The organism is Achromobacter sp. PD1, assembly GCF_048541815.1.
In the GTDB taxonomy this organism is placed as follows: Bacteria; Pseudomonadota; Gammaproteobacteria; order Burkholderiales; family Burkholderiaceae_B; genus Achromobacter; species Achromobacter bronchisepticus_A.
In genome coordinates this window covers 2,054,766-2,080,547 of the sequence record NZ_CP183349.1, presented here as the reverse complement: position 1 = coordinate 2,080,547, position 25,782 = coordinate 2,054,766, and the positions used below count along the sequence as shown (strand labels likewise).

The 25,782-nt window shown below is 62.6% G+C and carries 23 protein-coding genes; 2 read left to right on the top strand and 21 right to left on the bottom strand.

Translation table 11 applies throughout. The annotated features are described in order from the left end of the window. Positions 1-53: 53 nt before the first annotated feature. The 13 genes from ACM1PE_RS09845 to flhD form a co-directional block, all read right to left on the bottom strand. Positions 54-1,601 carry a methyl-accepting chemotaxis protein gene (locus tag ACM1PE_RS09845; protein ID WP_419343137.1) on the bottom strand — a complete coding sequence of 516 codons (1,548 nt, stop codon included), beginning with the start codon at positions 1,599-1,601 and terminating at the stop codon, positions 54-56. Positions 1,602-1,836: 235 nt separating this feature from the next. After that, complete coding sequence (gene cheZ, locus ACM1PE_RS09840; RefSeq protein ID WP_054456663.1) at positions 1,837-2,469, bottom strand: protein phosphatase CheZ; 633 nt, start codon at positions 2,467-2,469, stop codon at positions 1,837-1,839. An 8-nt stretch (positions 2,470-2,477) separates the two neighbouring features. Next, the gene (cheY, locus tag ACM1PE_RS09835) at positions 2,478-2,867 is read right to left on the bottom strand and encodes a chemotaxis response regulator CheY (RefSeq protein ID WP_013393379.1); all 390 of its coding nucleotides are present in this window, start codon (positions 2,865-2,867) and stop codon (positions 2,478-2,480) included. 50 nt (positions 2,868-2,917) lie between these two features. Beyond that, the gene (locus ACM1PE_RS09830) at positions 2,918-3,976 is read right to left on the bottom strand and encodes a protein-glutamate methylesterase/protein-glutamine glutaminase (protein WP_059374430.1); all 1,059 of its coding nucleotides are present in this window, start codon (positions 3,974-3,976) and stop codon (positions 2,918-2,920) included. Between the two features lie 20 nt (positions 3,977-3,996). Next, positions 3,997-4,854, bottom strand: coding sequence for a CheR family methyltransferase (locus ACM1PE_RS09825; RefSeq protein ID WP_306632834.1), 858 nt, complete (start codon positions 4,852-4,854; stop codon positions 3,997-3,999). 8 nt (positions 4,855-4,862) lie between these two features. Continuing rightward, positions 4,863-6,566: a methyl-accepting chemotaxis protein gene (locus ACM1PE_RS09820; protein WP_118934113.1), complete on the bottom strand. Its 1,704-nt coding sequence runs from the start codon at positions 6,564-6,566 to the stop codon at positions 4,863-4,865. Positions 6,567-6,657: 91 nt separating this feature from the next. After that, positions 6,658-7,158, bottom strand: coding sequence for a chemotaxis protein CheW (cheW, locus tag ACM1PE_RS09815; protein WP_059374423.1), 501 nt, complete (start codon positions 7,156-7,158; stop codon positions 6,658-6,660). Between the two features lie 16 nt (positions 7,159-7,174). Continuing rightward, positions 7,175-9,295 (bottom strand): chemotaxis protein CheA, encoded by a 2,121-nt coding sequence (cheA, locus tag ACM1PE_RS09810; RefSeq protein WP_419343134.1) that lies wholly within the window; start codon positions 9,293-9,295, stop codon positions 7,175-7,177. Between the two features lie 29 nt (positions 9,296-9,324). Continuing rightward, positions 9,325-9,705 carry a response regulator gene (locus ACM1PE_RS09805; protein WP_054456659.1) on the bottom strand — a complete coding sequence of 127 codons (381 nt, stop codon included), beginning with the start codon at positions 9,703-9,705 and terminating at the stop codon, positions 9,325-9,327. 2 nt (positions 9,706-9,707) lie between these two features. Further along, positions 9,708-10,700: a flagellar motor protein MotB gene (motB, locus tag ACM1PE_RS09800; RefSeq protein WP_059374417.1), complete on the bottom strand. Its 993-nt coding sequence runs from the start codon at positions 10,698-10,700 to the stop codon at positions 9,708-9,710. A gap of 11 nt (positions 10,701-10,711) precedes the next feature. Next, positions 10,712-11,587, bottom strand: coding sequence for a flagellar motor stator protein MotA (motA, locus tag ACM1PE_RS09795; protein ID WP_059374415.1), 876 nt, complete (start codon positions 11,585-11,587; stop codon positions 10,712-10,714). Between the two features lie 118 nt (positions 11,588-11,705). Beyond that, positions 11,706-12,287 (bottom strand): flagellar transcriptional regulator FlhC, encoded by a 582-nt coding sequence (gene flhC, locus ACM1PE_RS09790; protein WP_419343132.1) that lies wholly within the window; start codon positions 12,285-12,287, stop codon positions 11,706-11,708. Positions 12,288-12,319: 32 nt separating this feature from the next. Continuing rightward, positions 12,320-12,643, bottom strand: a complete 324-nt coding sequence (gene flhD, locus ACM1PE_RS09785) for a flagellar transcriptional regulator FlhD (RefSeq protein ID WP_013393369.1) — start codon at positions 12,641-12,643, stop codon at positions 12,320-12,322. Positions 12,644-13,074: 431 nt separating this feature from the next. On the opposite strand from flhD, the gene ACM1PE_RS09780 reads away from it, so the two are divergent. Together ACM1PE_RS09780 and ACM1PE_RS09775 are read left to right on the top strand one after the other, a co-directional pair. Continuing rightward, on the top strand, positions 13,075-13,830 hold the full coding sequence (locus ACM1PE_RS09780; protein ID WP_419343130.1) for an RNA polymerase sigma factor FliA: 756 nt from the start codon (positions 13,075-13,077) through the stop codon (positions 13,828-13,830). A gap of 402 nt (positions 13,831-14,232) precedes the next feature. After that, on the top strand, positions 14,233-15,372 hold the full coding sequence (locus tag ACM1PE_RS09775) for a FliC/FljB family flagellin (protein WP_419343128.1): 1,140 nt from the start codon (positions 14,233-14,235) through the stop codon (positions 15,370-15,372). A gap of 221 nt (positions 15,373-15,593) precedes the next feature. Here ACM1PE_RS09775 and ACM1PE_RS09770 read toward each other — a convergent pair whose 3' ends face one another. From ACM1PE_RS09770 to ACM1PE_RS09735, 8 genes are read right to left on the bottom strand one after another with little or no spacing between them, the layout of a single operon-like run. Beyond that, the gene (locus tag ACM1PE_RS09770) at positions 15,594-17,132 is read right to left on the bottom strand and encodes an alpha/beta fold hydrolase (RefSeq protein WP_419343126.1); all 1,539 of its coding nucleotides are present in this window, start codon (positions 17,130-17,132) and stop codon (positions 15,594-15,596) included. Between the two features lie 21 nt (positions 17,133-17,153). After that, on the bottom strand, positions 17,154-17,618 hold the full coding sequence (locus ACM1PE_RS09765) for an acyltransferase (RefSeq protein ID WP_419343124.1): 465 nt from the start codon (positions 17,616-17,618) through the stop codon (positions 17,154-17,156). Between the two features lie 32 nt (positions 17,619-17,650). Then, positions 17,651-18,559, bottom strand: coding sequence for an NAD-dependent epimerase/dehydratase family protein (locus ACM1PE_RS09760; RefSeq protein ID WP_419343123.1), 909 nt, complete (start codon positions 18,557-18,559; stop codon positions 17,651-17,653). Then, on the bottom strand, positions 18,556-19,125 hold the full coding sequence (locus ACM1PE_RS09755; protein ID WP_419343121.1) for a dTDP-4-dehydrorhamnose 3,5-epimerase family protein: 570 nt from the start codon (positions 19,123-19,125) through the stop codon (positions 18,556-18,558). Before ACM1PE_RS09755 ends, ACM1PE_RS09760 begins: the two co-directional genes overlap by 4 nt. Position 19,126: 1 nt before the next feature. After that, a complete protein-coding gene (gene rfbH, locus ACM1PE_RS09750; protein ID WP_419343119.1) occupies positions 19,127-20,443 on the bottom strand; it encodes a lipopolysaccharide biosynthesis protein RfbH in 1,317 nt (438 codons plus the stop codon). 60 nt (positions 20,444-20,503) lie between these two features. Continuing rightward, positions 20,504-21,565, bottom strand: a complete 1,062-nt coding sequence (gene rfbG, locus ACM1PE_RS09745) for a CDP-glucose 4,6-dehydratase (protein WP_419343118.1) — start codon at positions 21,563-21,565, stop codon at positions 20,504-20,506. Continuing rightward, on the bottom strand, positions 21,562-22,332 hold the full coding sequence (rfbF, locus tag ACM1PE_RS09740) for a glucose-1-phosphate cytidylyltransferase (RefSeq protein WP_054456648.1): 771 nt from the start codon (positions 22,330-22,332) through the stop codon (positions 21,562-21,564). The genes rfbG and rfbF overlap by 4 nt, the downstream gene beginning before the upstream one ends. Further along, a complete protein-coding gene (locus ACM1PE_RS09735) occupies positions 22,329-25,736 on the bottom strand; it encodes a methyltransferase domain-containing protein (protein ID WP_419343117.1) in 3,408 nt (1,135 codons plus the stop codon). Before ACM1PE_RS09735 ends, rfbF begins: the two co-directional genes overlap by 4 nt. Between the last annotated feature and the right edge of the window lie 46 nt (positions 25,737-25,782).

Below are 25,782 nucleotides of genomic sequence, written 5' to 3'. Positions count from 1 at the left end.
AGCGCGTTCCAGGCCCGCCCTGAACGCGCCCGGCCCCGGGCGGGCCAGCGGCGTCAGCCGCCCGTGGCGACCACCAGCCGGTCTGCCTCGCCCTCTCCGGCCGCCGCTTGGAAGCGGCCGAAATCCAGGCCAATCCGCACCGCGCCCCAATGTTCCGACCCCAGATAGACCGGAATGGATATGTCATTGACGATTTCGCCCGTATCGCGGGAATAGGTCTGCAGCAGCATTCCGCCGGTATTGGTCGCCAGGCGCAAGCCCACCGGATCATCGAAGATGCGCTTGTTGCGCACCCGCAGGATGTCCTGCTTCGGATCGCCGGTAGGCGCCTGGGAAAAGCGGCGATTGTGGGCCGGCGCGTAACCCCGGCCGTCCACCAGGATCGTGTAGATCCCGCCCGGCACGCCATCCAGAACGCTATCCAGCAGCTGCGTCACCGTCTCGTCGATCTGCCGGTCGTAACTGGTGTGGTAGCGCGCGGGTTCGCTGCCGGGAATGCGCCGGTAGTGGCGGTCGAACACGTCCGCTCCGCGGCTCCTGGCGTCTTCCAGCAGGTTGACGGCGGCATCCCGGAAGGCTTCGAGAGCCTGGGACAGGCCGTCAAAAGCGGTATTGCCGGTGCGCATGTCGGCCAGCACCTCCTGCACGCTTTCCGTCTGGCGGCGGATGCGGTCGATCTCGCCGGACATATGGCCCACGCGTTTCAACACGTCGGCGCTCAGCGCGGCAATCCGCCCCACCTCTTCGCTCATGCCGTGGTTGGTCGAGTCCACCTCGCCGATGGCCTGAACGACGTCGCCGACCTGGCGGTTCATGCTGTCGAAGTCGCGCACGAAACGCTCAAAGCCTGAGCATGTCCGATCCAGCACTACGCCGGAAGCGTTGACGTCCTCGCGCAGCGTGCCGGTCTGATGCTGGGTCGTCTCCACCAGCTCCAACATCTCGGCGGTATGTCGGCCGATATCGCTGGTGGCCGAGTTCACGCGTTCGGCCAGCCGCCCGACCTCGCTGGCGACCACCGCGAACCCCCTTCCCGCGTCCCCTGCCCGGGCCGCCTCGACCCCGGCGTTCAGGGCCAGGAGCTGCGTCTGCAGGGCGATCTCCTTGATCAGCTTGCTGATGTCGCCGACCGATTGGGCGCGGTCCGTCAGTTGCCCGACCACCTCGGTGAATGAAGCCATCTCCCGCGTCATGCGCTCTACCCGCCCCTTGACGTCCGACAGTTCGGCCAGCGCCTGCTGCGCCGCGTGCAGATTCTGCCCCGACACCTCGGCAATCTCGCGCGCATGGGTGGATGTTGATGTCGACAAGGCGGCGATTTGCGCGCCGCTGGCCGCGAGCGCCTCAGCAGCCCGCGCCTGCTCCTGCGCCAGGATCGAGCAATGGCCCGCCTGGAACTGCGTGCGCGCGGCATTCAGCGCGATTTCTATGCTGGACTGGCGTACGGTCATGATGCGGCTGCGTATGCGCGTCATGAAACCGTACAGCGGCCAAACAGCCGGACTGATGGATAGCGTGCGTTCCGACAGTGTCGCGTCGCCGCGATTGAGCCGCCGCAACAACCGCCACATGCCGCCCAGGCGGAATACGGATCTGGCCATGATCAACCTCCTTGTGCCGGCCCGGATCGCCTTCTATGGGCATCCGTTGCCTGGCGCGCATTGCGCGCCATGATTCACGCTGCACAGCCCCTGATTATTGTTCTGGAGGGGAGTCTATCCATGAGGCGCTCTTTGCGCCCTTAGGGACTACCTTCATGCGGACTACCTTCATGCGCGGGCGGCACCACCAGGAAAACGCGCCGCCGGAGACCCTGTCCGGCGGCGCGGCTCCCGGCTAGAAGCCCAGGCTGGCCAGCAGGTCGTCGACCTGATCCTGGCTGGTCACCACGTCGGTCTTGCCTTGCGGACTGATCTGCGGCCCGTTGAGCAGGCTGTTCGCTTCGTCGCGGCGTTCTTGCGGGACGTTGTCCAGCAGCACCTGCAGCAGTTCGCGCTCGATCGCGCCCACCACGTCCATCATGCGCATGATGACCTGGCCCGTGAGGTCCTGGAAATCCTGCGCCATGATGATTTCCATCAGCTGGGATTGCGTCTGCTGCGCCTGTTTCGGCACATCTTGCAGGTAGGCGCGGGTGTCCTTCACCAGTTCGCGCGCCTCGGGCAGTTCCAGGGGTTGGTCGTACCACTGCTGCCAGCGCGCATCCAGCGCCTGCGCCGAACGCGACAGGCCGTCCTGGATGGGACCAGCCTGCTCGGTGGCGTTCAAGACGCGGTTGGCGGCCTGCTCCGTCATCTGCGCCACGTAGCGCAGACGATCGCGGGCGTCGGGAATGGCGTTGGCGGCGTCCTTGATGGCCTGATCCAGCCCCAGCTCGCGCATGCTGTCGCGCAGCATGCGCGTCAGCGACGCGATGCGATGGATCAGGTCGGGGGATTCGCCCGGGCTCTCATGTTCCGTCGTGCTCATGGCTCACCTCAACCGGCGATTTTCTCGAAGATCTTGTTGAGCTTCTCTTCCAGCGTCGCCGCCGTGAAAGGCTTGACCACATAACCGTTGGCGCCGGCCTGGGCCGCGGCAACGATGTTTTCCTTCTTGGCCTCGGCCGTCACCATCAGCACGGGCAGCGAGGCCAGCGCCGCGTCGGCGCGGATCTGCTTGAGCATCTCCAGGCCGTCGAGATTGGGCATGTTCCAGTCGGACACCACGAACTGGAAACCGCCGTTGCGCAGCTTTTCCAGGCCGATGGCGCCGTCTTCGGCTTCATCCACGTTCTCGAAACCCAGCTCCTTGAGCAGGTTGCGGATGATCCGCCGCATGGTGGGGAAGTCATCCACCACCAGAATCTTCAGGCCCTTGTCTACCATCTTCTACTCCAGAAAAAATTTAGCTTGGACCGATCGGGGAGCCTTGCGCGTCAGACGCGGTGCCCGCGATCGCCCAGGCGAGTCAGAATGCGTTCGCTTATCGCCGACAACGAAACCACTTCATCCGCGGCGCCCAAGGCGATCGCTTCGCGGGGCATGCCGAAGACGACGCAACTGGCCTCGTCCTGCGCAATCGTGTGGGCGCCCGCGCGGTGCATGGCCAACATGCCGGCAGCGCCGTCCTTGCCCATGCCGGTCAGGATGACGCCGATGGCGTTCTTGCCGGCGGCGACGGCGGCCGAATTGAACAGCACGTCCACCGACGGACGGTGGCGGTTGACGGGTTCGCTGGCTTCAAGTTCGATCACGTAGTTGGCGCCGCTGCGGCCCAAACGCATGTGCATGTCGCCGCCCGGCGCCAGATACACGTGTCCGGGCAGTACGCGGTCGCCATGCACGGCTTCGCGGACGGTCACGGCGCACAGGGCGTCCAGGCGCTGCGCGAAGGAACGCGTGAAACCCGCCGGCATGTGTTGCGTAATCAGGATGGCCGGGCTGTCGGGCGGCAGCGGCTGCAGAACCTCGCGGATCGCCTCCGTGCCCCCCGTGGACGCGCCGACGATCACCAGTTTTTCCGAGCTGGCCAGCGGGCGGCGCAACATGGGTGCGGGTGCGGCGGGCGCGGCATGCGCCGTGGGCGCGCGCAGCTTGGCGCGCGAGGCGGCGCGTATCTTGTCGGCGATGATCTCGGTGTATTCGAGCAGGCCGTCGCGGATGCCCAGCTTGGGTTTGGTGACAAAGTCGATCGCGCCCAGTTCCAAGGCCCGCAGCGTGATTTCGCCGCCGCGTTCGGTCAGCGACGACACCATCACCACCGGCATGGGACGCAGGCGCATCAGTTTTTCAAGGAAATCCAGCCCGTCCATGCGGGGCATTTCCACGTCCAGCGTCAGCACGTCGGGGTTGTGGCGCTTGATGAGTTCGCGCGCCACCAGTGGATCGGGCGCGGTTGCGACCACCTCCATGTCCGGCTGGCTGTTGATGATCTCGGTCATCAGGCCACGCACCAATGCCGAATCGTCCACACACAAAACGCTAATTTTCTTCATTTTTTGCTGCCTCGTCCCGCTCAGGACCTGCCCGCGCATTCATAGACGGTCTGCCCGCGCAGACGAAAATCCCGGCTGATGTAGGTGAAGTTTTCGGAATGGCCGGCAAACAGCAAGCCACCCGGCTTGAGCAGCGGCACAAACCGCTCCAGGATCCTGGCCTGGGTGGGTTTGTCGAAATAGATCATGACGTTGCGGCAGAAGATCACATCGAACTGCTCATTGATCTGCCAAGCCGGCGCCAAGAGATTCAGGGTCTCGTAGCGGACCATGTCAGCGATTTCCGGACGCACCCGCACCTGCCCTTCGTTGGCGCCGCGGCCCTTCAGGAAGAAACGCCGCAGACGCTCGCCGTCCATTTTGTCCACGCGCTCGGCCGGATAGACTCCAGCCCGCGCGCGGTTGAGCACATTAGTGTCGATATCGGTGGCCAGCACCGAACTTGCGCTGGCCCTGGGGCCCAGCGCTTCCACCAGCGTCATGGCGATCGAATACGGCTCTTCCCCGGTGGAGGCCGCACAGCACCACACCGACACCGGACCGCCACGCCGCTTGGCGAAGTCGGCCAGGATGGGAAAGTGATGGGCTTCGCGGAAGAAAGCGGTCAAGTTGGTCGTCAATGCGTTGACGAAATCTTCCCACTCGGCCGCATTCGGCTCATTTTCCAGCTGGTCCAGATAGCTGCCGAAATCCTGCATGCCCAGCGCACGCAGGCGCCGGGCCAAGCGGCTGTAGACCATTTCGCGCTTGTGCGTGCCCAACGAAATGCCCGCGTAGGCATGGATCATCTTGCGCACGCGCGAAAAGTCCGCATCGCGAAAATCGAATTGGCGTTCCACCGAAATGGACGGCGCCTGGGTTGCCGCTGTTGTAGCCACTGCTATCCTCAGTGCCCAAGCGCAAGCGCGTCAGGCGCCTGCAAACGTGTATCGTCGCCGGAAGAACGCGCCGACGACAGGCGCTGGGCCGGAACTTCGATGACCTCGCCCGCATTGATCTTGAACACGGATACCGCTTCGGCCAGGCGTTGTGCCTGTTCCTGCAGGGAACCCGCGGCAGCCGCCGCCTCTTCCACCAGCGCCGCGTTCTGCTGGGTCACCTCATCCATCTGCGACACGGCTCGATTGACCTGGTCGATGCCGCTGGACTGTTCTTCCGACGCCGCCGAGATCTCGCCCATGATGTCCGTCACACGCTTCACCGAAGCCACGATTTCCTGCATCGTCGAGCCAGCGCGCTCCACCTGCTGCGAACCCGCGCCGACCTTGGTCACGGAGTCCTCGATCAAACCCTTGATTTCCTTGGCTGCCTGGGCGCTACGTTGCGCCAGCGAGCGCACTTCGCCCGCCACTACTGCGAAACCCTTGCCTTGCTCACCGGCGCGCGCCGCTTCCACCGCCGCGTTCAGCGCCAGAATATTGGTCTGGAAGGCGATGCCGTCGATCACCGATACGATCTCGGAGATCTTGCGCGAGCTGGCCGAGATTTCCTGCATGGTGCTGACCACTTCCGACACCGCCGAACCGCCGCGCTCAGCCACGTCCGAGGCGCTGGCCGCCAGCTGGTTGGCCTGGCGCGCATTGTCTGCGTTCTGCTTGACGGTCGAGGCCAGCTCTTCCATCGAGGCCGCGGTTTCTTCCAGCGAGGCTGCCTGCTGCTCGGTGCGGCTGGACAGGTCCGTATTACCCGCCGCGATCTCGTGCGAGCCGACGTTGATCTCATCCACCCCGCGGCGCACCGACGCCACGGTGCGCGTCAGGCTTTCCTGCATGCGCTTCAACGCGGCGAACAACTGGCCGATTTCGTTGGTATTGCGCACGTCCACGCGGGCGGTGAGGTCGCCACCGGCGATGCGGTCGAAATGATGACCGGCTTCCTTCAACGGCAGCAGCACGCGGCGGCGCAGGAACACGTAGGTGGCAAACACCAGCAACGCGGCGATCACGCCGCCAGCCGCTACCGCCATCAGGACGAACTGGTAACGCACCTGCGCCACCTCGTGGGCATCCAGCGTCTTGCTGGCGCGCCAGAAGTCAAAGCCTTCGATGGCTCGCGCGTAGCGTCCCTCGAGCGCGTCCTGTACCGTCTGGACCTGCTTCTGGTAGGCGGGCATGTCCGCCTTTTCCAGGGCGGCCACCAGCGGCGCCAGTCCTTGCCGGACCAGCGCGTCATAGGATTCGTCGATTTCCTTCAGGGCGTCGGCCGCTTCGGCCGGCCGGGCCAGGCTCTTGTAATACTCGTACTCGGCCTGCCCCTTGTTCATGGAGGCCTTGGCGCGCTCCAACAAGCCGGCCGCCTCGGATGACAGGCCCTGGGTCAGCAAGGTCGGCTGCCCCACGCTCTTCACGATGTCAGCATAGTTGGCCGCGGCCGCGCGGCCCAGGCCGGTCATGGAGTCCTTGTAGCTGGAAACCACACGGCCGACCGCGTCATCCAGCTCTTGCGATTGCTTGATCTGCGCCAGAGTGCCATTGCTGATGCGCAGGGACAGCACGCCCAGCGCGGCCCCTATCACCAACATGAATGAGAAAAACGCCAGCACCCACAACAGGCTGCTGCGTATCGTCATGTTTGCGAAGAACTTGCGCATCACAAGAACCACTCCCAGATTGAAGTCGTTAAAGGAAAGCGCCACATTGGGTTCAATATGGCGCTTCTACCTCCCAAGCAGGCCGTTCCGATCAGGACGCGGCCTTCTCCACCAGCGCCATTTCGTCGCTGGTCATCATTTTTTCAATATCCACCAGGATCAGCATGCGCTCGTCCACCGTGCCCAGACCCGTCAGGTACTCGGTGGACAGGGTTGCGCCAAACTCCGGCGCCGGGCGGATCTGTCCCAAATTGAGCATCAACACATCAGACACGCCATCCACCACGATGCCGACGACGCGGCGATCGAGGTTGAGAATGATGACCACGGTCTGTTCGTTGTACTCGACGCGCCCCAGGTTGAACTTGATGCGCAGGTCGACGATAGGCACGATGATGCCGCGCAGATTTGTCACGCCCTTGATGAACGGCGGCACATTCGCGATGCGCGTGACCGAATCGGCGTCGTAGCCGCGGATCTCCTGCACCTTCAGGATGTCGATGCCGTACTCTTCGTCGCCCAGCGTGAAGACCAGGAACTCGCTGCCGACATCTTCCTTGCGTCGGGCTTGCGTTTGCGGGTTAGCTGCCATGAGGTTTATTTCTCCGTCAATTCAGAATGGCTTCGGGCTGCGACCAACGCTCGCGGTTGGCGCGCGCAAGCGCAAATACGTCGACAATCAAGGCCACGCTGCCATCGCCCAGGATGGTGGCGGCGGAAATGCCCGGCACCTTGCGGTAATTCGATTCCAGATTCTTCACCACGACCTGGTGCTGGCCGATCAGGTGATCCACCAGCAGCGCAAAACGGCGGTCTTCGGCCTGCATGATGACCGCGATGGCCTGCGTGGGATCGGTCTGGGCGTCACCGACCGAAAACACCCGGTGCATCTCAACCAGCGGCAGGTACTCGCCGCGCACGTGCATCACACGCTCATTGCCCGCCACCGAGTAGATCTGGTCATTGGTGGGCTGCAGCGATTCGGTTACGTGATTCAGCGGCAGGATGAAGGTCTCCTCGCCGACGCGCACCGACATGCCGTCCAGAATGGCCAGCGTCAGCGGCAGGACGATGCGCGTCGTGGTGCCGTTGCCCGGCTCGCACGACAGCTGCACGTGGCCGCCCATGTCCTGGATGTTCCGGCGCACCACGTCCATGCCCACGCCGCGGCCGGAGATATCCGTCACCTTTTCGGCGGTGGAGAAGCCCGGCGCGAAGATCAGTTGCCAGATTTCGTCGTCCGGCGAATTCTCGTTGACCGGCAGGCCCTGGGCGATTGCCTTTTTCAGAATTTTGTCGCGGTTCAGCCCGCCGCCGTCGTCGCTGACTTCAATGACGATGTTGCCGCCGTTATGCTGGGCGGACAGCACCAGTTGCCCGACGGGGTCCTTGCCAGCGGCAACGCGCTTTTCGGGCGTCTCGATGCCATGGTCCAGGCTGTTGCGCACCAGGTGCGTCAGCGGATCGATGATGCGTTCGATCAGGCTCTTGTCCAATTCCGTCGCGCGGCCGTGGGTCTGCAGTTCGATCTGCTTGCCCATCTTGCTGGCGATGTCGCGCACCAGGCGCGGGAAGCGGCTGAACACGTAGTCCATCGGCATCATCCGGATGGACATGACCGCTTCCTGCAGGTCGCGGGCATTGCGCTCAAGCTGTTCCATGCCATTGAGCAGGCGGTCGTGCAGCACCGGATCCAGGGTGGAAGCGGTCTGCGCCAGCATGGCTTGGGTGATGACGAGTTCGCCCACCAGGTTGATGACCTGGTCGACCTTCTCGACGCCGACGCGGATCGAGGTGGATTCCTTGTCCGCGTGCGCCGGAGCCGCCGCGGCAGGCCGCGCCACGCGGGCGGATTGTGTGATGGCCTCGGCGGCCGCGGCCGACTCGGCCACGGCGGGCGCTTCGGCTACCGTAGGCGCAGGGGCTGGCGCAGGCGTCGCGGCCGCAACCGGCGCTGCAGCCTGCGTCACGCCCGCCGGAGCGGCTTCGCGGCTGATTTCCAGCTGGTCGCCGTCGACGATGAAGCAGCATACGGCCTCGATATCGTCCGGCGTGCAGGTGCTGTCCATCCATACGGTCAAGGTGCCGTCGGCGCGTTCGCTGGCCTTGACGTTGCCGAGATTGCCCATTTCCTCGAGCAGGGAGGCGGCGTCCTTGTCCGAAACCTTGGTGATCCGCACACGCAGAGGCAGGCTGCCCGCTTCCGCGGCCGGCGCTTGCGCTGCGGGCTCGGGGGCAGGCGCCGGGGCAACCACCGGTGCGGGGGCCGGAGCCGGCGCTGCCACGGCTGCAGGGGCCCCGGCCGGCGCGGCTGCCGCGGCGGGATCCTTATGCTCCAGCGCAAGCTGCCTCAGTACGGCGCAGATACGCTCAAACACGGCTTCATCGGGCTCTTCGGAGGCCCGATAGGCATCCAGTTGGCTTTTGAGCACGTCTTTTGTTTCCAAGAAAATATCGATCATGTCCGTGCGCAGCGCCATTTCGCCGCGACGGATCGCATCCAGGAGGTTTTCCAGCAAATGGGTCGTGCCCGCCAGCTGCGTGAAACAGCCGAACGTGGCCGCCCCGCCCTTGATCGAGTGGGCGGCGCGGAAGATCGCGTTGAGCTGTTCGATGTCGGGCGCGCCCACATCCAGCTCGAGCAGCAGTTGCTCCATTTGCGCGAGCAGCTCGTCCGCCTCGTCGAAAAAGGTCTCGTAAAACTGACTGAGGTCCAAACCAGAACTCATGACCCGTACGCCTTCAAAAATGAACTTGCTTACGCGCCGGCCTGCTCGTCGAGCAGTTCAGACGCCAATTCCACCAGCACATCAGGATCGACCGGCTTGGAGAGCCAGCCACAGACCCCCAGATCCCGGGCGGCCATCTTGCTGTCCACGTCGTCCTCGGTGGTCAACACCAGCACCGGCACGTCCAGGTACTCGTCTTCCTGGCGCAGTCCCTGGATCAGCTCCAGGCCGCCCATGACCGGCATGTTCCAGTCGCTGACCACCAGATCCACCGGGTGGCTCTTGGCCAATTCCAGCGCTTCCTGGCCATTGCCGGCCGTCAGGACTTTCCATCCCGCGCCCGTCAACGTCGCCTGGACGATCATCCGCATCGTCGCCGAATCGTCCGCCACAAGAATCGTTGCAGCCATTGCTATCGAACCCCTTCCGCGGGCGGGTTGCTCTCCGCCTCGCCTGGTTTGGTTGCCGTCGTGGCCTGGGCCGCGGCTTGCGCCGCTTCCACTGCCGTTCCTACCTCGCGGGCATCCTTGGCGCTGACGTCCGCAGCCGCGGCGTTCTCGCTTTCGATGCGCCGCTGGGTGCTCTGATTGAGCACCACAAGGCTGATACGTCTATTAACGGCCGCATACGGGTCATCTTTAACCAGACTCATGCTGGACGACAGCCCCTGGATGCGCAGGACCTTGCTTTCGTTCATGCCGCCCGCCACCAACTCCTGGCGCGACGCGTTGGCGCGGTCGGCCGACAGCTCCCAGTTGCTGTAGGCGCGCTCTCCGCGGGCGTACTGCGAGGCGTCGGTGTGACCGGAGATGCTGACCTTGTTGGGCAATTCGTTCAGGACCGGGCCCAGTTCCCTGAGGATGTCGCGCATGTAGGGCTGCACCTCCGCGCGGCCGGTGGCGAACATCGGACGGTTCTGGTTGTCGATGATCTGGATACGCAGGCCTTCGGTGGTCAGGTCGATCAGCAGTTGCGGCCTGAACGTTTTCAGCACCGGACTGGTCTCTATGACGTTTTCAATGCGCTTCTTCAGGTTTTCCAAGCGATGCTGTTCGCGACGCTCGGCGTCGCCCATGGGCTGGGCCTCCACGCGATTGCCCTGCGCGCGGCGCACATCGCCCTCGCTGCGCAAGGGGTCGCGACCGCCTCCCGGCACCGCGCTGGTTTCGGCCGAGCTGCTGGGCCCGCCGGTGATGGCGACGCGCAGCGGCATGCGGAAATACTCCGCAATGCCCTTGAGTTCTTCGCGCGGGACCACGCTGATCAGCCACATCACCAGAAAGAACGCCATCATCGCGGTGATGAAGTCGGCGTACGCGATCTTCCAGCTGCCCCCATGGTGCCCCCCGCCATGCCCCCCCTTCTTGCGGCGGATCACCACGCGGTGATTGTTTACCGTACTCATGGCCCGCTCCGTCAGGCCTTGCCGGTCGTGGCGGACTTGGCTTGCCGGACGTGCTCTTCCAGCTCACCGAAGGTCGGGCGCACAGCCGAGAACAGCACCTTGCGGCCGAATTCCACCGCCAACTGGGGCGGGTAGCCATTCATGCTGGCCAACAGCGTGGTCTTGATGCACTCCAGTACCTTGGTGGCCTCGTCGCTTCGGCGATCGATGCGCGATGCCAGAGGACCGACAAAGCCGTAAGCCAGCAGAATACCCAGGAACGTGCCCACCATGGCCTTGGAAATCAGGTCGCCCAGGATCGCCGGCGGCTGGTCCACGGCGGCCAGCGCCTTGATCACGCCCAGCACGGCGGCCACGATACCGAAGGCCGGCAGGCCGTCGGCCATTTGCTGCAGGGCGCGCACGGGAACTTCGCGCTCATGGCGGTAGGTTTCGATTTCCTCGTCCATGAGCGTCTCGATTTCGAACGAGCTCATGTTGCCGCTGATCATGATGCGCAGGTAGTCCGTAATGAACTCCATCAGCTTGGCGTCTTTGGCGATACGGGGATATTCGCTGAAGATCGGACTGGATTCCGGGTCTTCGATATGCGATTCGATGGCCATGAGGCCTTCGCGGCGCGCCTTGTTCAGCAACACATACAGGAGCGCCATCAGCTCCATGTACACGTCCTTGCCGTAACGCGAGCTTTTCAAGGCGTCGGGCAAGGCGGCCTTGACCAGCATCAGCGACTTTTTGCTGTTGCTGGCGAGGAAGGCGCCGAAAGCCGCCCCAAAAATCAGCGTGAGCTCGAACGGCTGGTATAGCGCGCCCAAATGGCCGCCCAGCGCTATGAAGCTGCCGACGACCGACACGGCCACCACGAGAAAACCGATAACAATCAACACATCAGGCCCCTGCCAACGAAGTCTAAAACTGGCGTCAATGATCCCCTGTTCCCCTCGACCCAAAAAGGCGGGTTACGGGGGGTTTTCCAGGGCTTTTGATGTATTTGAATACCGCCGGTCAGAGCCGGGCGGCATTCGCAACGGGTGCGGGGCGGGAGCCGGAGCGCGCCTTGGCCGCAGCGCGCGTCTTGCCGGCGCGGGGTGGCGGCCGGCAGATCGCGCACACGAAATCCGACTGGGGATCGTGCGCATGGGCGATGAAATGCCCCCCGCACTGGCGGCAGGCGGACATTTGCAGCATGCCGCTATCGAAAAAACGCACCAGCATCCAGGCGCGCGTGAAGCTCAGGACGGGCTCTGCGCCTTCAGCGGCATCGGTGCCGGCGTTTTCGAGATAGAGGCGATAGGCGTCGATGGTGGCGCGTATGCCTCTGCTGCTGGTACGCGTATTCAGGAACGAATACACGTTGTAGAAGAGCGAGGAATGGATGTTCGGCAGCCAGGTCATGAACCAGTCAACCGAAAAGGGCAGCATGCCCTTGGGTGGCGAGCAGCCGCGGATTTCGCGGTACAGGCGTGCCAGGCGGTCGTGGCTAAGGCTGGTTTCAGCCTCCAGCACCTGCAGCCGGGCTCCCAAAGTGATCATGGAGCTGGCTAGCAGAATGTCATCCGCTTCCTGCGAAACGCTCTTGGTGGCCATTACACGTGCTTCCGGATGGAATGATCAGGCCGTCAGGCCAATTCTTCGACAGGCTGCTTGGCCAGCAGGATGGTGGCGTGCGCTTGCTGCAACGCACCGCCCAGAACGTCATGGGTCAGCGCGGACAGCAGGCTGTAATCGTCAAAGCGGAACCGGCACAGCAGCGAGCTGGAGCTGGCCAGCTTGACCAACTGAGCGGGCGAAAGACGCATCAGGATATCGGCAACTTCGTTGCTGAATCCAAGGCGGAACATCGATGCCGCGTAATCGTCCCGCAACATACGTTGCGCCAGTAACAAATATGACAGATTCACTTCGCGAATGTCTGTCAGCAATGAATTTTCGACTTGTTGCACGCCCAACTCCCTATTCCCTATCCCGCCGACGGGGGCTTGTGTAAGCAAAAGCACCGGAATTCCGTTGCCATTGCGTTCGATGCATTCCGCTTTGATGCGAAATGTATCATTTGTTCGCAATTTAAGTAAAATTTACCACAGCTAATGTCATTTTCTATGACTTATATGACAAAACTTTGTTGATGTTGCGCAACTTACCTTTCCCGATACACCTTGACATATAAATTTCAGCCGACTTTACGTCAATTTGGCAAATAAGCATTCAAAACATTGCGTACTTTGAGGAATGAAACGGTGTTGTTTGCCGACAATGGCAGCTTGCAGATCACTAAATCCACCTAGCTTCAGCGCCGCCGCGCGTTTGTCGACAATGTAGCAAATTGACAACAACAGACAGCGCGCCACGATGGACACCGCCCGACACTCCCGCAATGCCTCACGCAGATGACAGCCTGGTCGAATATGCCCCGCTAGTGCGGAAGCTGGCCCTGCAATTGCTCGCCCGGCTACCCGCCAGCGTAGAACTCGACGACCTGATCCAGGCCGGCATGATCGGCCTGCTCGATGCCGTGCGCCGCTACCAGGAAACGGCCGACGCCCAATTCGAGACCTACGCCACCACCCGCATCCGCGGCGCGATGCTGGATGAGCTGCGTGGCCAGGATTGGCTGCCCCGCAGCGTGCGCGCCAAGGCGCGCAAGATCGAACAGGCCATCCAACAGCTCGAACAACGTTTGATGCGCGCACCAAGCGAAGCCGAAATCGCGCAGCAGCTCGACATGCCCCTGGGTGACTATCAAACACTGTTGCACGACGCCCAGGGCGTGCAAATCGTGCACTACGAAGACTTCACCACCGAGCCCGATTCGGCTGGCGGTCAATCCGACTGGGCGGCCACCCTGAACCATGGCGCGGCCGGCGGCAATCCGCTGGATTCGCTGCTGGCCGGGGACTTCCGCCAGGCGCTGATCCACGCGATCGACGCCCTGCCCGAGCGTGAAAAGTTGCTGTTGTCACTTTGCTACGAGCAAGGACTGAACCTGAAGGAAATCGGCGCGATCCTGAATGTGACCGAGGCACGGGTGTGCCAACTAAGGTCGCAGGCGACGGCGCGGATACGGGCGAAGCTGAAGGAACAGGCTTGGCAGGAACTGCCCCAGGACGGGCAGATTGCGCAGGTGATATAGAAGGACGTCGCGCGGCGAGGCACCTTTGCCCCCCCTGGCCACTAAAGGCTCTCAACATAACGGACGCACCTCGCGTCCGTTTCTCATTGCGCGACGCCTAAAGAGACGATGGATAGAGAACCGAGGGCACGCGTGGTCTGCAAACTTCCAAAGACTGGTGGCTTGCATTAAGGGCGCCGCATCGGCGGTAGTTGCCCGACTTGGGTCGAATGCCCGCCTTCTCCGACCGGATGGAAGAAAAATGTCGACTTTCGCGAAATAGCGCTAAAGATTGATTTTGGACTGCCGTAATCCTGGCAACGGAGAGATTCCTAGACAAGAAGTCGACGAACTTTCCCGTTAACACCAGTGGGCGGCCTTGCTGCCCAGTTTGAAGAAGCCTTTCTCTCTTGGGAGCCTCACATGGCAGTCATCAATACCAACTACCTGTCCCTGGTTGCACAGAACAACCTGAACAAATCGCAATCGACCCTGGGCAGCGCCATTGAGCGCCTGTCCTCGGGCCTGCGCATCAACAGCGCCAAGGACGACGCCGCTGGCCAAGCCATCGCCAACCGCTTCACCGCCAACGTGAACGGCCTGACCCAAGCCGCCCGTAACGCCAACGACGGCATCTCGATCGCTCAAACGACCGAAGGCGCGCTGAACGAAGTCAACAACAACCTGCAGCGCATCCGCCAACTGTCGGTTCAAGCCACCAACGGCACGAACTCGCAGACCGACCTGGACTCGATCCAAGCTGAAATCTCGCAACGCCTGGGCGAAATCACCCGCGTGTCGGAACAGACCCAGTTCAACGGCGTCAAGGTTCTGGCCAAGGACAACACGCTGACGATCCAAGTCGGCGCCAACGACAACGAAACGATCACCATCAATCTGGAAAAGATCGATGCCAAGTCGCTGGGTCTGGAAAAGCTGAGCCTGAACGGCCCGCAAGGTACGACTTCCGCCGCTGCCAACAGCGACGTCGAAAGCTTCCTGAGCCTCGCCACCGGCAGCGTCACCACCGGTGCCACGAACGCTGTCACCATCAACAACGCTTCCGATCTGGGCTCTGGCACCAACGCACCGACCTCCGGTTCGCTGGTCAAAGACAGCAAGGGCAACTTGTTCGTCGAAGTCACCGCAGGCACTGGCGCGACGAAGCCGGGCGTCACTGCTGGCCAAAAGATGTACGTGTCGGTCAAGCCGTCGGACCTGAGCGTTGCAGCCAATGGAACGCTTACCGTTGGCGCCAAGGATGCGACGGCCTCGACGTTCGCCGCCACCAGCAACCCGCTGGCAGCCATCGACAAGGCCCTGTCGCAAGTCGACAACCTGCGCAGCGACCTGGGCGCGATCCAGAACCGCTTCGAGTCGACTGTTGCCAACCTGAACAACACGATCAACAACCTGTCCGCCGCTCGTTCGCGTATTCAAGACGCCGACTACGCTACGGAAGTGTCGAACATGACCAAGGCTCAGATCCTGCAACAGGCTGGCACCTCGGTTCTGGCTCAAGCCAACCAAGTGCCGCAAACGGTTCTGTCGCTGCTGCGTTAATTCCAGCGAACCGCCCCCTCCCCGGGGTGTGGAGTTGCGGGACGGCTCCACACTCCAGCGGAACAAGAAAAGCCAGCCTTCGGGCTGGTTTTTTTTATGTGTGGATCTTCCGCAATAAGCGCGCGCCGCAGACGCAAAAAAGGAGCGAGTTACTGATTCGCTCCTTATGCTTGCAGCATGTCTTCCCTACTCAGCGTCGCATTGGAATGCTTAACTCAGACCTACAGTTGCACTGAGCGCAATACAGCCGCGACAGCGGCGGGACTATCGTTGATCAAATCATGACCACCCGGGATGCGCTCCAATCGGCAACCCAGAGCATCCAGGCGCATCAAGTCGTCTTCGTCCAAGCAGCATGGCACGGGCGGCATCTGACGGGGAGGCTGCATCGACACATTGCCAGTTACGACCGTCACCGACTGCACGACGCCATCCATCAAAGACCAATAATCGCGCTCGACCGCTGCCGTAGGTGTGACGCCATAGATCTCCAGAGCGAAGCTACGCAAGTACCGGTCGTCCGGGCGAGCTGCGATAGCTCCCCGCAAAAATGCGTGGTTATGCCATAGTTTCGCGGCCGAGAACGGCGTATCAAGAAGTACTACCTGCTTGCACAGGGGCGTCCGACGCGCAATCTCCAAGGAAACACTGCCGCCGAAGGACACGCCCAGCATGCCAAAGCCTGATGGCGCCGCCGCCAACAACGCGGGCAACAGCTCATCCACAAACCCGTTGACAGACATGTCCAGCGGCGCCGTGCTGGCGCCACAACCTGGCATATCCACGAACAGCAGATTGGCATCGGGCAGGTGGGATTCAAAGCCTTGTACGGTGGCGATACTGCCCAGCGAACCGTGCAGCACAATCCACGTCGCGCGCCCTTCGCGCCAACCGGCGCTACGACGCGCTCGAATTAGCCCGGAGTGCCCTCTCAGCGCTTCGAAGGGCGCGGTCACCTGCGCGCTCAACCTCGTCAGCCATTCCTCATGGCCCTGCTCCAGCGCTTCGAGCGCTTCTGGCGTGCCATGCATGATGTCACGCGCATAGCGTTCGATCAGGTCCTTCGGCCAATCCCACCAGCGCGCACGCATGAGTCGGTCCGATACCGCTACGTCGAAGCGTCTCCGCCGAAACTGCGCAGGGTTGCCAGCCCAGATTTCGTAGCTACCGACATCGCGTGACACGACGGAGCCAGCGCCAATCACGGCACCCGTGCCAATCGTCACGCCAGACATGATCTTGGCACCGGCGCCAATCCAGACATCATGCCCAATCGTTACTCCGCCCCGTGTCGTGGAGTAATCCGCGATTGACTGCGTGGAGGCGAACAAGGTGCCGAAGTGCGGCGCCGAGAAGGGATAGATCGTATACGTATCCTGGCGGTGATAGGCTCCTAGAATAATCTCAACGTGGTGGCCGATCGTACAAAAATTCCCGATCGACAATCGGGCAGGCTCATGGGGTTGATTGTGTGGAAATACCGACGGTACGCCGTAGGAAAAGTCGCCAACGCTGTAAATATCCGGATCAACCAAACCGAGCGCCGTGAAAACCAGGCCCCGCACACCATGCTGCAGCGTCAGGTTCAAATGCTTGACGCCCTGATGCTCAGGGCGGATCGCCTGGATCTGCCTGCAAATTTGAGCGGCGTCCGCCTGCCGGTTCTCGTGCCACGCGCGCGCTGCGACGCCAAAAGCGTCATCCACGCTCATCGTCTGGCCGGTGGCGGGCTTAGGCGCAGTCTTCTTGTTTGCTTTCACCTGTTGTACTCCAATAGATTTTCAATACGCATCCGGGGTGCGATGACGTATCACCGCTGCCGGGCTGCCTGCGATCACCGCATATTCCGGCCATTCGCCACGCAGCACCGTCCCCGCCGCGACGACGCAACCGCGCCGCAATATACAGCCATCCAACAGCACGCAGTTGGCGCCGATCCAACAATCCTCTTCGATCAGGATGCCGCCTTTGCTGGGCATGAACCGCTGCTCGATGATGGTCAGATCGCTGCGGCGATACTCGTGGTTGGTGGGCGCCAGCGTAGTATTGGCCGCGATCAGGGTTCCGCGGCCAATGTCGACGCCGTTGCCTGAATAGATGACCACGCCGGAATTCAGGTAGACATGGTCGCCGATGAGCACATCACCGTCACCGCCGGCGAATTTGATCTTCACGAAACTGTCTATCGTGACGTGGTCGCCCACCGTGACACTGTTGCCTCGCACCGATTGCTCGATATCGGCCAAGGGGGAGATCTTTGCCAGGACGGATAGCCGATTCATCGCTTCTCTTCCATCAGATGTGCCAGGGTCTTGTCGAAGAACATCGCCATGGCGTCATTGGCATCGCCACCCTCCGCAGCCTCATGCCGTGACATGAATTGATAGTCAGGCGCGGGCAGCTCCTCAGCCGAGCCGAACTGTACCGGAATGTTCCTGCCCAGGAGTCGCGTGGCACGAGACGCGGCCAGGCCCGCGAGATCGCGGATCAACCAGTCAGCCCCCGCCACATGCAGCACGCCGGAACCGGCGCCTGGCAGACGCCGCGCCAGCACCTGTGCGAAATGCTCCACGCTCAAGTAGTTACGCCGCGCTTCGCCTTGCCCATGCAGGACGATCCGGCCGTTTGCCACCGCCTGGCGGCAGAAATCAAATGGCGCCAGGGTCCAGCGGTCGAAGCCTGTCCAGCGAGCGGGCACCCCGAAGAGATTCGCGGGCCGCAAGATGTCCACTGACATGCCTTGCTCCCTCGCAGCCAGGGCGTACAACTCTTCTGCCTGCCTATGGGTCAGTCCGTAGTCGTTGGCAGGCACGGCGGGCGCAAGCTCGTCCAACAGCGCCGCGGGCCGCCCGAACACGTGGAAAGTGGAAACATAGGCATGGCGCTCGATCCCCGCGCGCGCGCAGGCCTCCAACAGAGCCCGGGTTCCCGCGACATTGACGACATAAGCCAATGACGGATTGGCGCGGCAAGCCACCTCGTGCATCGCCGCAGCATGGATGCAGGCGTCCAAGCCATCCGGGAGTGCCAAGCCGGCCACGGCGTCCGGGTCCGACAGGTCCAGGCGGATGTCATCCGACGGCGCCCGGCCCGCGGTGACGACGTCCACGCCATGAGCGCGCAAGCGTGCGGCAACCGCCCCGCCCGCGTATCCGCGGGCTCCGGTAAGCAGTACCCGCGACGTCATGGCGCCCCTGCGTACGTAAAGGGGGTGATGAAATCGTCCAGCGCAGGCAGGCCGGCATCGCGCGGCGACATGATGGGTTCTTTCATGCCTGATTCGCCAGCCCACCAGTCGATGCCGGCGCTGCGCGGGTCGACACCCGCGTCCCGCGATGGATCGTGAACCGATGTCGTGTAATAGAGCAATGCCGTCTGGTCCCGGTGCGCGGCAAATCCATGGGCGACGCCTCGGGGCACATAAACCGCTTGCGGCTCATCGCCGTCCAGGATCAAGGACAGGGACTGTCTGAACGTCGGCGACCCCCGCCGCAGGTCCAGCAAGCCATCGCGCGCCCGGCCCGACACGCAGGTCACGAGCTTGGCATGATCCGACGGCGGCGCCTGGAAATGCAGGCCCCGCAAGACGCCGCGATGCGATACCGATACATAGGATTCGGCATAGTCGGCTTCCAACCCCAAGGCGGTCAGCGTGGGCGCGTGCAAAAGCTTGCGGAATTCGCCGCGTGCATCGGGAAAGCGCGGAAGGCTGAACAAGTAGCAGCCCGGAATATCCAAGGCCCTGGCTTCCATGTCAGAGCCCGACGCCGAAGAACAGCTCGATGCGGCTGGCGGCATAGTCCAACATCTCGGGAGTCAACGCAGGCTGCACGCCGATCCAGAACGTGTTGTTCATGATGATTTCGGTGTTCGTCAGCTCGCCTGCCACGCGGTAATGCTGGCCGACCATCGAGGGTTGGCGGGTCAGGTTGCCGGCGAACAGCAAGCGCGTGCCGATCTTGTCCTGGTCCAGGTACGTCAGCAGGTCGACGCGGCGCACTTCGGCTTCGGGCCGCAACGTGATCGGGAAGCCGAACCAGGAAGGATCGGAACCGGGCGTGGCCTCGGGCAGGATCAGGAATTCCTCGCAGGAGGCCAGCCGCTCTTTCAGAAAGCGGAAATTGGCCTTGCGCTGCGTCACGAACTCCTCGACCCGGTCCAACTGCGCCAGACCGCAAGCGGCCTGCATGTCGGTGATCTTCAGGTTGTAGCCGATGTGCGAATAGGTGTACTTGTGGTCGTAGCCTTCGGGCAGGCTGCCCAGCTTCTGGCAGAAGCGCCGTCCGCAGGTATTGTCCTTGCCGGGCCCGCAGTAGCAGTCGCGGCCCCAGTCGCGGAACGACTCCGCGATCATCTTCAGGTGCGGGTCGTTCGTGAAGACCGCCCCGCCCTCGCCCATCGTGATGTGATGCGCGGGATAGAAGCTGAGCGTGCCGATATCACCGAAGGTTCCGACCATGCGGCCGTTGTAGGTCGAACCCAAGGCATCGCAACAGTCTTCGATGAGCCACAGCCCGTACTTCCTGCACAAGGCGGTCACGACGTCCAGGTTGTACGGGTTGCCCAGCGTGTGCGCCAGCATGATGGCCTTGGTGCGGGGGGTGATCGCGGCCTCCAGCAGGCTGGCGTCCACGTTGTAGGTGCCGAGTTCCACGTCCACAAACACGGGCACGGCGCCAAATTGCAGAATCGGGTTGACCGTGGTGGGAAAGCCGGCCGCCACGCCGATCACTTCATCGCCCCGCCGGATAGCCCGTTCGCCCAATTTCGGCGAAGTGAGCGTGGAAAATGCCACCAGATTGGCCGAGGACCCGGAGTTGACGGTGATCAGGTGCTTTACGCCCAGATACTGGGCCAGGCGTTGTTCGAAGGCGTCATTGAAGCGGCCCGTCGTCAGCCAACCGTCCAGCGATGCCTCGACCATGGACTTGAGCTCGGCCGCGCCGATCAGCTTGCCCGAAGGCGGCACAACGGTCTTTCCTGGAGCGAAGGCTGCGCGCTCGCGCTCCTGGGCCTCGTGATACTGGTCGACCAGCAGGGCGATCTGCGCCCGAATTTCGTTAGGACTCATGCTATTTCTCTAAAACCAGGTGTTCTTGTCTAGGCGGTGTCGCGAGGACTCACGCCAGGGTCACGGAGGGCCGTAAGCCTCTATCTGCGCCTCGCACAAGGCGCGCGCGTCCGCGCCTTCGTATTGGGCGCGGTACCACTGCATTGTTTCAGTCACTGAACGGGACAGGCTCCAACGCGCCTGCACCTGCAGAATGGAACGCGCGCGCGAAGTATCGAGCGTCAGCAGGCCAGCTTCGTGAGGCCCCTGGACCTCCGTACCGTAAGCCACGTCGCCGCTGCCATAGGCGTCGCGGGCAAGCTCGACGACTTCGCGCACCGTGGCCGCCTCGTGCGACGGAGGCCCGAAATTGTACGGACCGGCCAAGTCGGGACGATCCCATAGCGTTCGCGCCAGGCGCAGATACCCGGTCAGGGGCTCGAGGACATGCTGCCAGGGGCGAACCGATCCCGGGTTGCGGATTTCAAGCTTGTCCTGCGCCTGCCAGGCCCGCACAGCATCCGGCAGCAAACGGTCTTCGGACCAATCGCCGCCGCCTATGACATTTCCCGCCCGGGCAGTTGCAACTGCGACACCCTGTTGCGCCAGGAACGCATCGCGGTAACAGGCCGCGACCAGTTCGGCGGCAGCCTTGCTGGCGCTGTAGGGGTCGTGTCCGCCCAAGGCGTCGCCCTCGCGATACGGATGCGGCCACTCCTCGTTGCGATAGACCTTGTCGGTCGTGATGCACAGCGCCACGCGCGCGTCCGGCACGCCGCGCAGCGCATCCAGGACATGCGCCGTCCCCATTACGTTGGTGCCGAAGGTCTGCAGCGGTTCGCGATAGCTGGCGCGGACCAGCGGCTGGGCTGCCAAGTGCAGCACGATTTCAGGTTGCGCTTGGCGTACGAGCGCAGCCAGCCCTGCCGCATCGCGGATATCGAGAATGTGGCTGTCCAGCACGCGCGCGATGCCGGCTGCCTCAAACAGGCTGGTCTGACCGACAGGCGGGGCCAGCGACGCGGCGCATACTTCCGCCCCCAGCAGACGTAGCCACAGCGCCATCCAGCCCCCCTTGAAGCCGGTGTGGCCGGTCAGGAAGACACGCTTGCCGCGCCAGAAGCTGGCGGCGTCGCTGATCACCACACCCTCCAGGGCGCCTTGCCCGCTTCCCACAGGGATTCCAGCATGCGCTTTTCACGCAGCGTGTCCATGGGTTGCCAGAAACCCATGTGCTTGTAAGCCATGAGATCGCCATTGCGCGCCAGGGTTTCCAATGGCTCCATTTCCCAGGAAATATGGTCGCCTTCGATCAGCGGCAGGACCTTGGGAGAGAGCACGAAAAAACCGCCATTGATCAGGCCGCCATCGCCGCGCGGCTTCTCCGTGAAGCCCGCCACCAGATCGTTCTCCATCTTCAATGCGCCATAGCGCCCGGGGGGCTGCACGGCCGTGACGGTCGCCGAGCGTCCGTGCTTGCGGTGGAACGCGATCAACGCGGAGATATCCACGTCAGCGACCCCGTCACCATAGGTAAAGCAAAACGCATCTTCGTCTTTGACGTAAGCGGCCACGCGCTTGAGGCGTCCGCCAGTCATGGTGTCGTCGCCCGTATCCACCAGCGTGACGCGCCAGGGCTCCGCCTTGCGCTGATGCACTTCCATCTGGTTGTTGGCCATGTCGAACGTCACGTCCGACATATGCAGGAAGTAATTGGCAAAGTACTCCTTTATGACATAGCCCTTGTAGCCGCAGCAGATCACAAAATCATTGACGCCGTGGGCCGAGTACATCTTCATGATGTGCCACAGAATGGGCTTTCCGCCGATCTCCACCATGGGCTTCGGCTTGACATGCGTTTCTTCGGAAATGCGCGTGCCAAGGCCGCCCGCAAGAATAATCGCCTTCATGCTTGTTTCTCACACCATTGTTTGAACATGGCGCGAAAGGCCGTCTCGACCTTGCGCGCAAAAGCGGGTTCGTCCATGAGGCTGCTGGCCTGCATTTCGGCACGCAGTCCGGCGCGTATGCGCTCGAGGGCCGGGATATCGCTGGCCAGCGCCACCACCTTATCGATGTATTCCGCCTCGGTCGACGCGATCCAGTCGCCGCGCCCCAGGCCTATCAGGGTGGACGCGCCAATACGGCCGACGCCGGGCCGGCCCGCCAACGTAATGAACGGAAGGCCTTGATAAAGGCTCTCGAACAACGTCGTTCCGGAGTTGTGCGGAAAACAGTCCAGCGTAATGTCCGCGCTGCGCAGCAGGTCCCAAGGAGGTGAATGAAAGCCGATTTCGAGACGCGATGCCTGCACACCGTGTACCGCGAACCGCGACTCCAGCTCTTCCCTCAGTCCCGGAGACACGTAGCTGCGGCTATCCACCACCAGCTTGGATGACGGCACCCGGCGCATGATCTCCGCCCACGTGCGAATCAGATGATCGTTGAAACGGATTGCCCTGGAGAGCGTGATGAACCGGACATGGCCATTGGCCAGGGCCGGCAACGGCCCTGCATCACCCATGCCGGATTTCGGCCTGTAGGCAAAATTGCTGCCGCTCAAGCGCCAAGGCTTCTCCGCGAACAAATGGTCGGATCCAGGCGGCGCCATTTCAGCATCGCTCAGAATGTAGTCAATGGCCGTCAGGCCGGTCGTGCATCCGAAACCCAACCATGTGAGCTGGATGGGAGCCGGCTTGCGCGCAAATACGCCTAGGCGGTTGTTGCCGGTATGGCCGGCCAGATCCACCAGAATGTCGATCTTGTCGGCGCGTATGCGACGCGCCAGCGCGTCGTCCGTCATGCCGTTCGTACGCGTCCAGTGCTGGGCGTACCCCTTGAACGCTTCGGTGACCTTGTCCTCGACATCCAGGTGCGCATATATATGCACCTCGAATTCATCCGGATTGTGGTGAGCCATCAGGGGCTCAAGAAACAGGGTCACGGGGTGGAATCGGATATCCGGCGAGACATAGCCGATCCGCAGCCGTCGTCCGGAATCTTTGTCGTTGCGGTGAGGCAACCAATGCTTACGCATCGGCTTGCCAAATATCTCGTCGAATTCCTTGTAGACCTCGAAAATCTGTTCGGCCGTACGATCGGGGAAGTAATTCAAGCCGAAAAACCGGCTACCCCAGACCTGTGGATTGTCCGGTACCAGACGCAGCACTTCCTTGTACTTTTTCTCCGCCCCGTCGAAATCGCCGATATCCGCCAGGACCACACCCAAGTTGCCGTGGGAATCCACGACCGAAGGATCCTCTTCCAGGGCGCGCCCGTAGTGATAAATCGCGTCGTAGAAGCGCGAGGCCTTGTGATAGCAGCTACCCAGGACGTTGTGCGCGGAGGCGTACTTCGGGTGAATCGTCAGCGCCAGCAAAGCGCTCTGCTCCGCGTCATCCAACGAATCCCGCGCCAACAGCGTCAAGGCCAGCAGGGCGTAGCGGTGCGCAGGCGTCGGATCCAGGCGCAGCGCATGCAACAAGGCCATCAACGATTCAGTGTTCTCACCCTTGTCGCGCACAATGCACGACAGCGCGTCCCACGCGGCATCGTTCCGGGGAGCCTGCTTGATCAGGCGGCGCACTTGCGCCTCGGTCTCGGCGCTGACCTTGCCCTTGTACGCGAGATTCCGCAGCTCCACGGCCTCCCTGTGCTGTGCAGGGGTGACGCCTCGCAGTCCCTTGGGGGGTACTTGCTGCAACAGGCACCTCGACAATGCCTGCACATAGAGCATCCATGAATGGCGCTCGCCCTTGCTGGCCTCCAGGCCATCCGCCAGGAAATCGCGCCAACGTGTTGGCCCGGCAAGCACCAAGGCGGACCGCCGCAGCATCCGCAATTGCTGAGTCAGAGACACACCCTGCGGCGCAGTCGCCGGCTTTTCGCCAAGCGGGCCGCTCGATTTCGACTCGGCCTTCTCTTTTTCGACATAGGCGTCCAGCGCCGCCAGGGACTGCCCTTGAGCCAGCAGTTCCAGCACGTGCCGGTCGATGATCTCGGTCACTGGCTCGTGCCACCAGTTGAACAACGGAGCCTGCCCGCCCCGCTCGCGATCTGAAAGTGCGGGAAGCGCCTGCGCAACCACGGCCAGGGCGTCCGCCCCGATCGTGTCGTAAGGCGTGCGATCCACCGAGTAACGCACGAGTCCGCGGCGCACCAGATACAGCAGCGCTGCCTGCGTTGCTTCAAATGCCGTCTTGCCCTCGCCCACCGACGGCCCCGCAGCCACGAAGTCAGCCAGGCCCGCCGCATCGAGCGACTCGGGCCAAGCGCAACCCAGCGCATCCAGGACACGCTGAACCACGGGATCGTCGGTGCAGAACACCTGCCCTGGCGAGGTTTCGAAATAGATATTCTTGACGTCGCGCAAGCCCAGCGCGCAACGCCTGAACCGGCCGGCCCAGCGCAATTCCATCAAACGCGCCACATCGATCTGCGGCGAAGCCTGCTCCGCGCGCTCCTGATGCACGATGAGCGTGCGGCGATGGCGGCGGCCGACTGAAAAGTCCAGGTTCTGTTGCCGCAAGACCCGCGGCTTGCCGAGACCCAGCAATCCATGCGCAAGCGATACATTGCCTCCATAGGTGTCGGCCATCTCGATTTGCGGCTCGGCATCGCCCGCGCAGATCAAGGCGTAACCGGACACGAGTTCCGAAAACTCCACGAAGTAATAGGCCTGGCGTGAGAAACCGAACAACCCGGCATCGAGATCAGCTTTGCCAATCTCGGCAGCCGCGACGAAGGCGCCGGCCATCGGATTACCCGATGCCATTCCGTTGGAAAATAGGGTCAAAGCAGTGCGGGCAGCAGCAGTCTGTTCTTCCGCGGTGTCGGCACCATGGCCGTAGAGCAACATGGCGTCGCGCACCGCCTCGTCCACGCGCGCGCCCGGGTAGGTGTCGTAATTGACGTACGCGATGCCTTCGAACGACAGGTTCAGGCGGCAGATGCGCAGAATTTCGACTGCCTGGCTGCGATCCAGCAAACTGTAGACATCATGGGCGACGATATAGTCGAATTCGCCCAACTCCGGCGTCACCGCGGCGTAATCGGCCGCAAAGAACTCCGCGTTTCCCAAGCCCAGCCCCTCGGCATGCTGACGCGCCAGCTCGATTTGGCCGGCGTCAGGGTCGATCCCGACCACACGAGCTTGAGGATAGGCCGCGGCAAAAGGGAAGACATTGGCTCCTGCGCGGCACCCGAGTACCAGCACGCGAGCCTGATCCAGTGGCACACTGGAAAGACCATACAAATGCGCCGTCGCCCGCAAGTGGCCCGGCGAACTCAGGAAGTTGATGGCGTGGTCGGCCAAGGCGGGAGCGATCGCAACCTCGCGACCCCCATCGGGTAAGGACTCA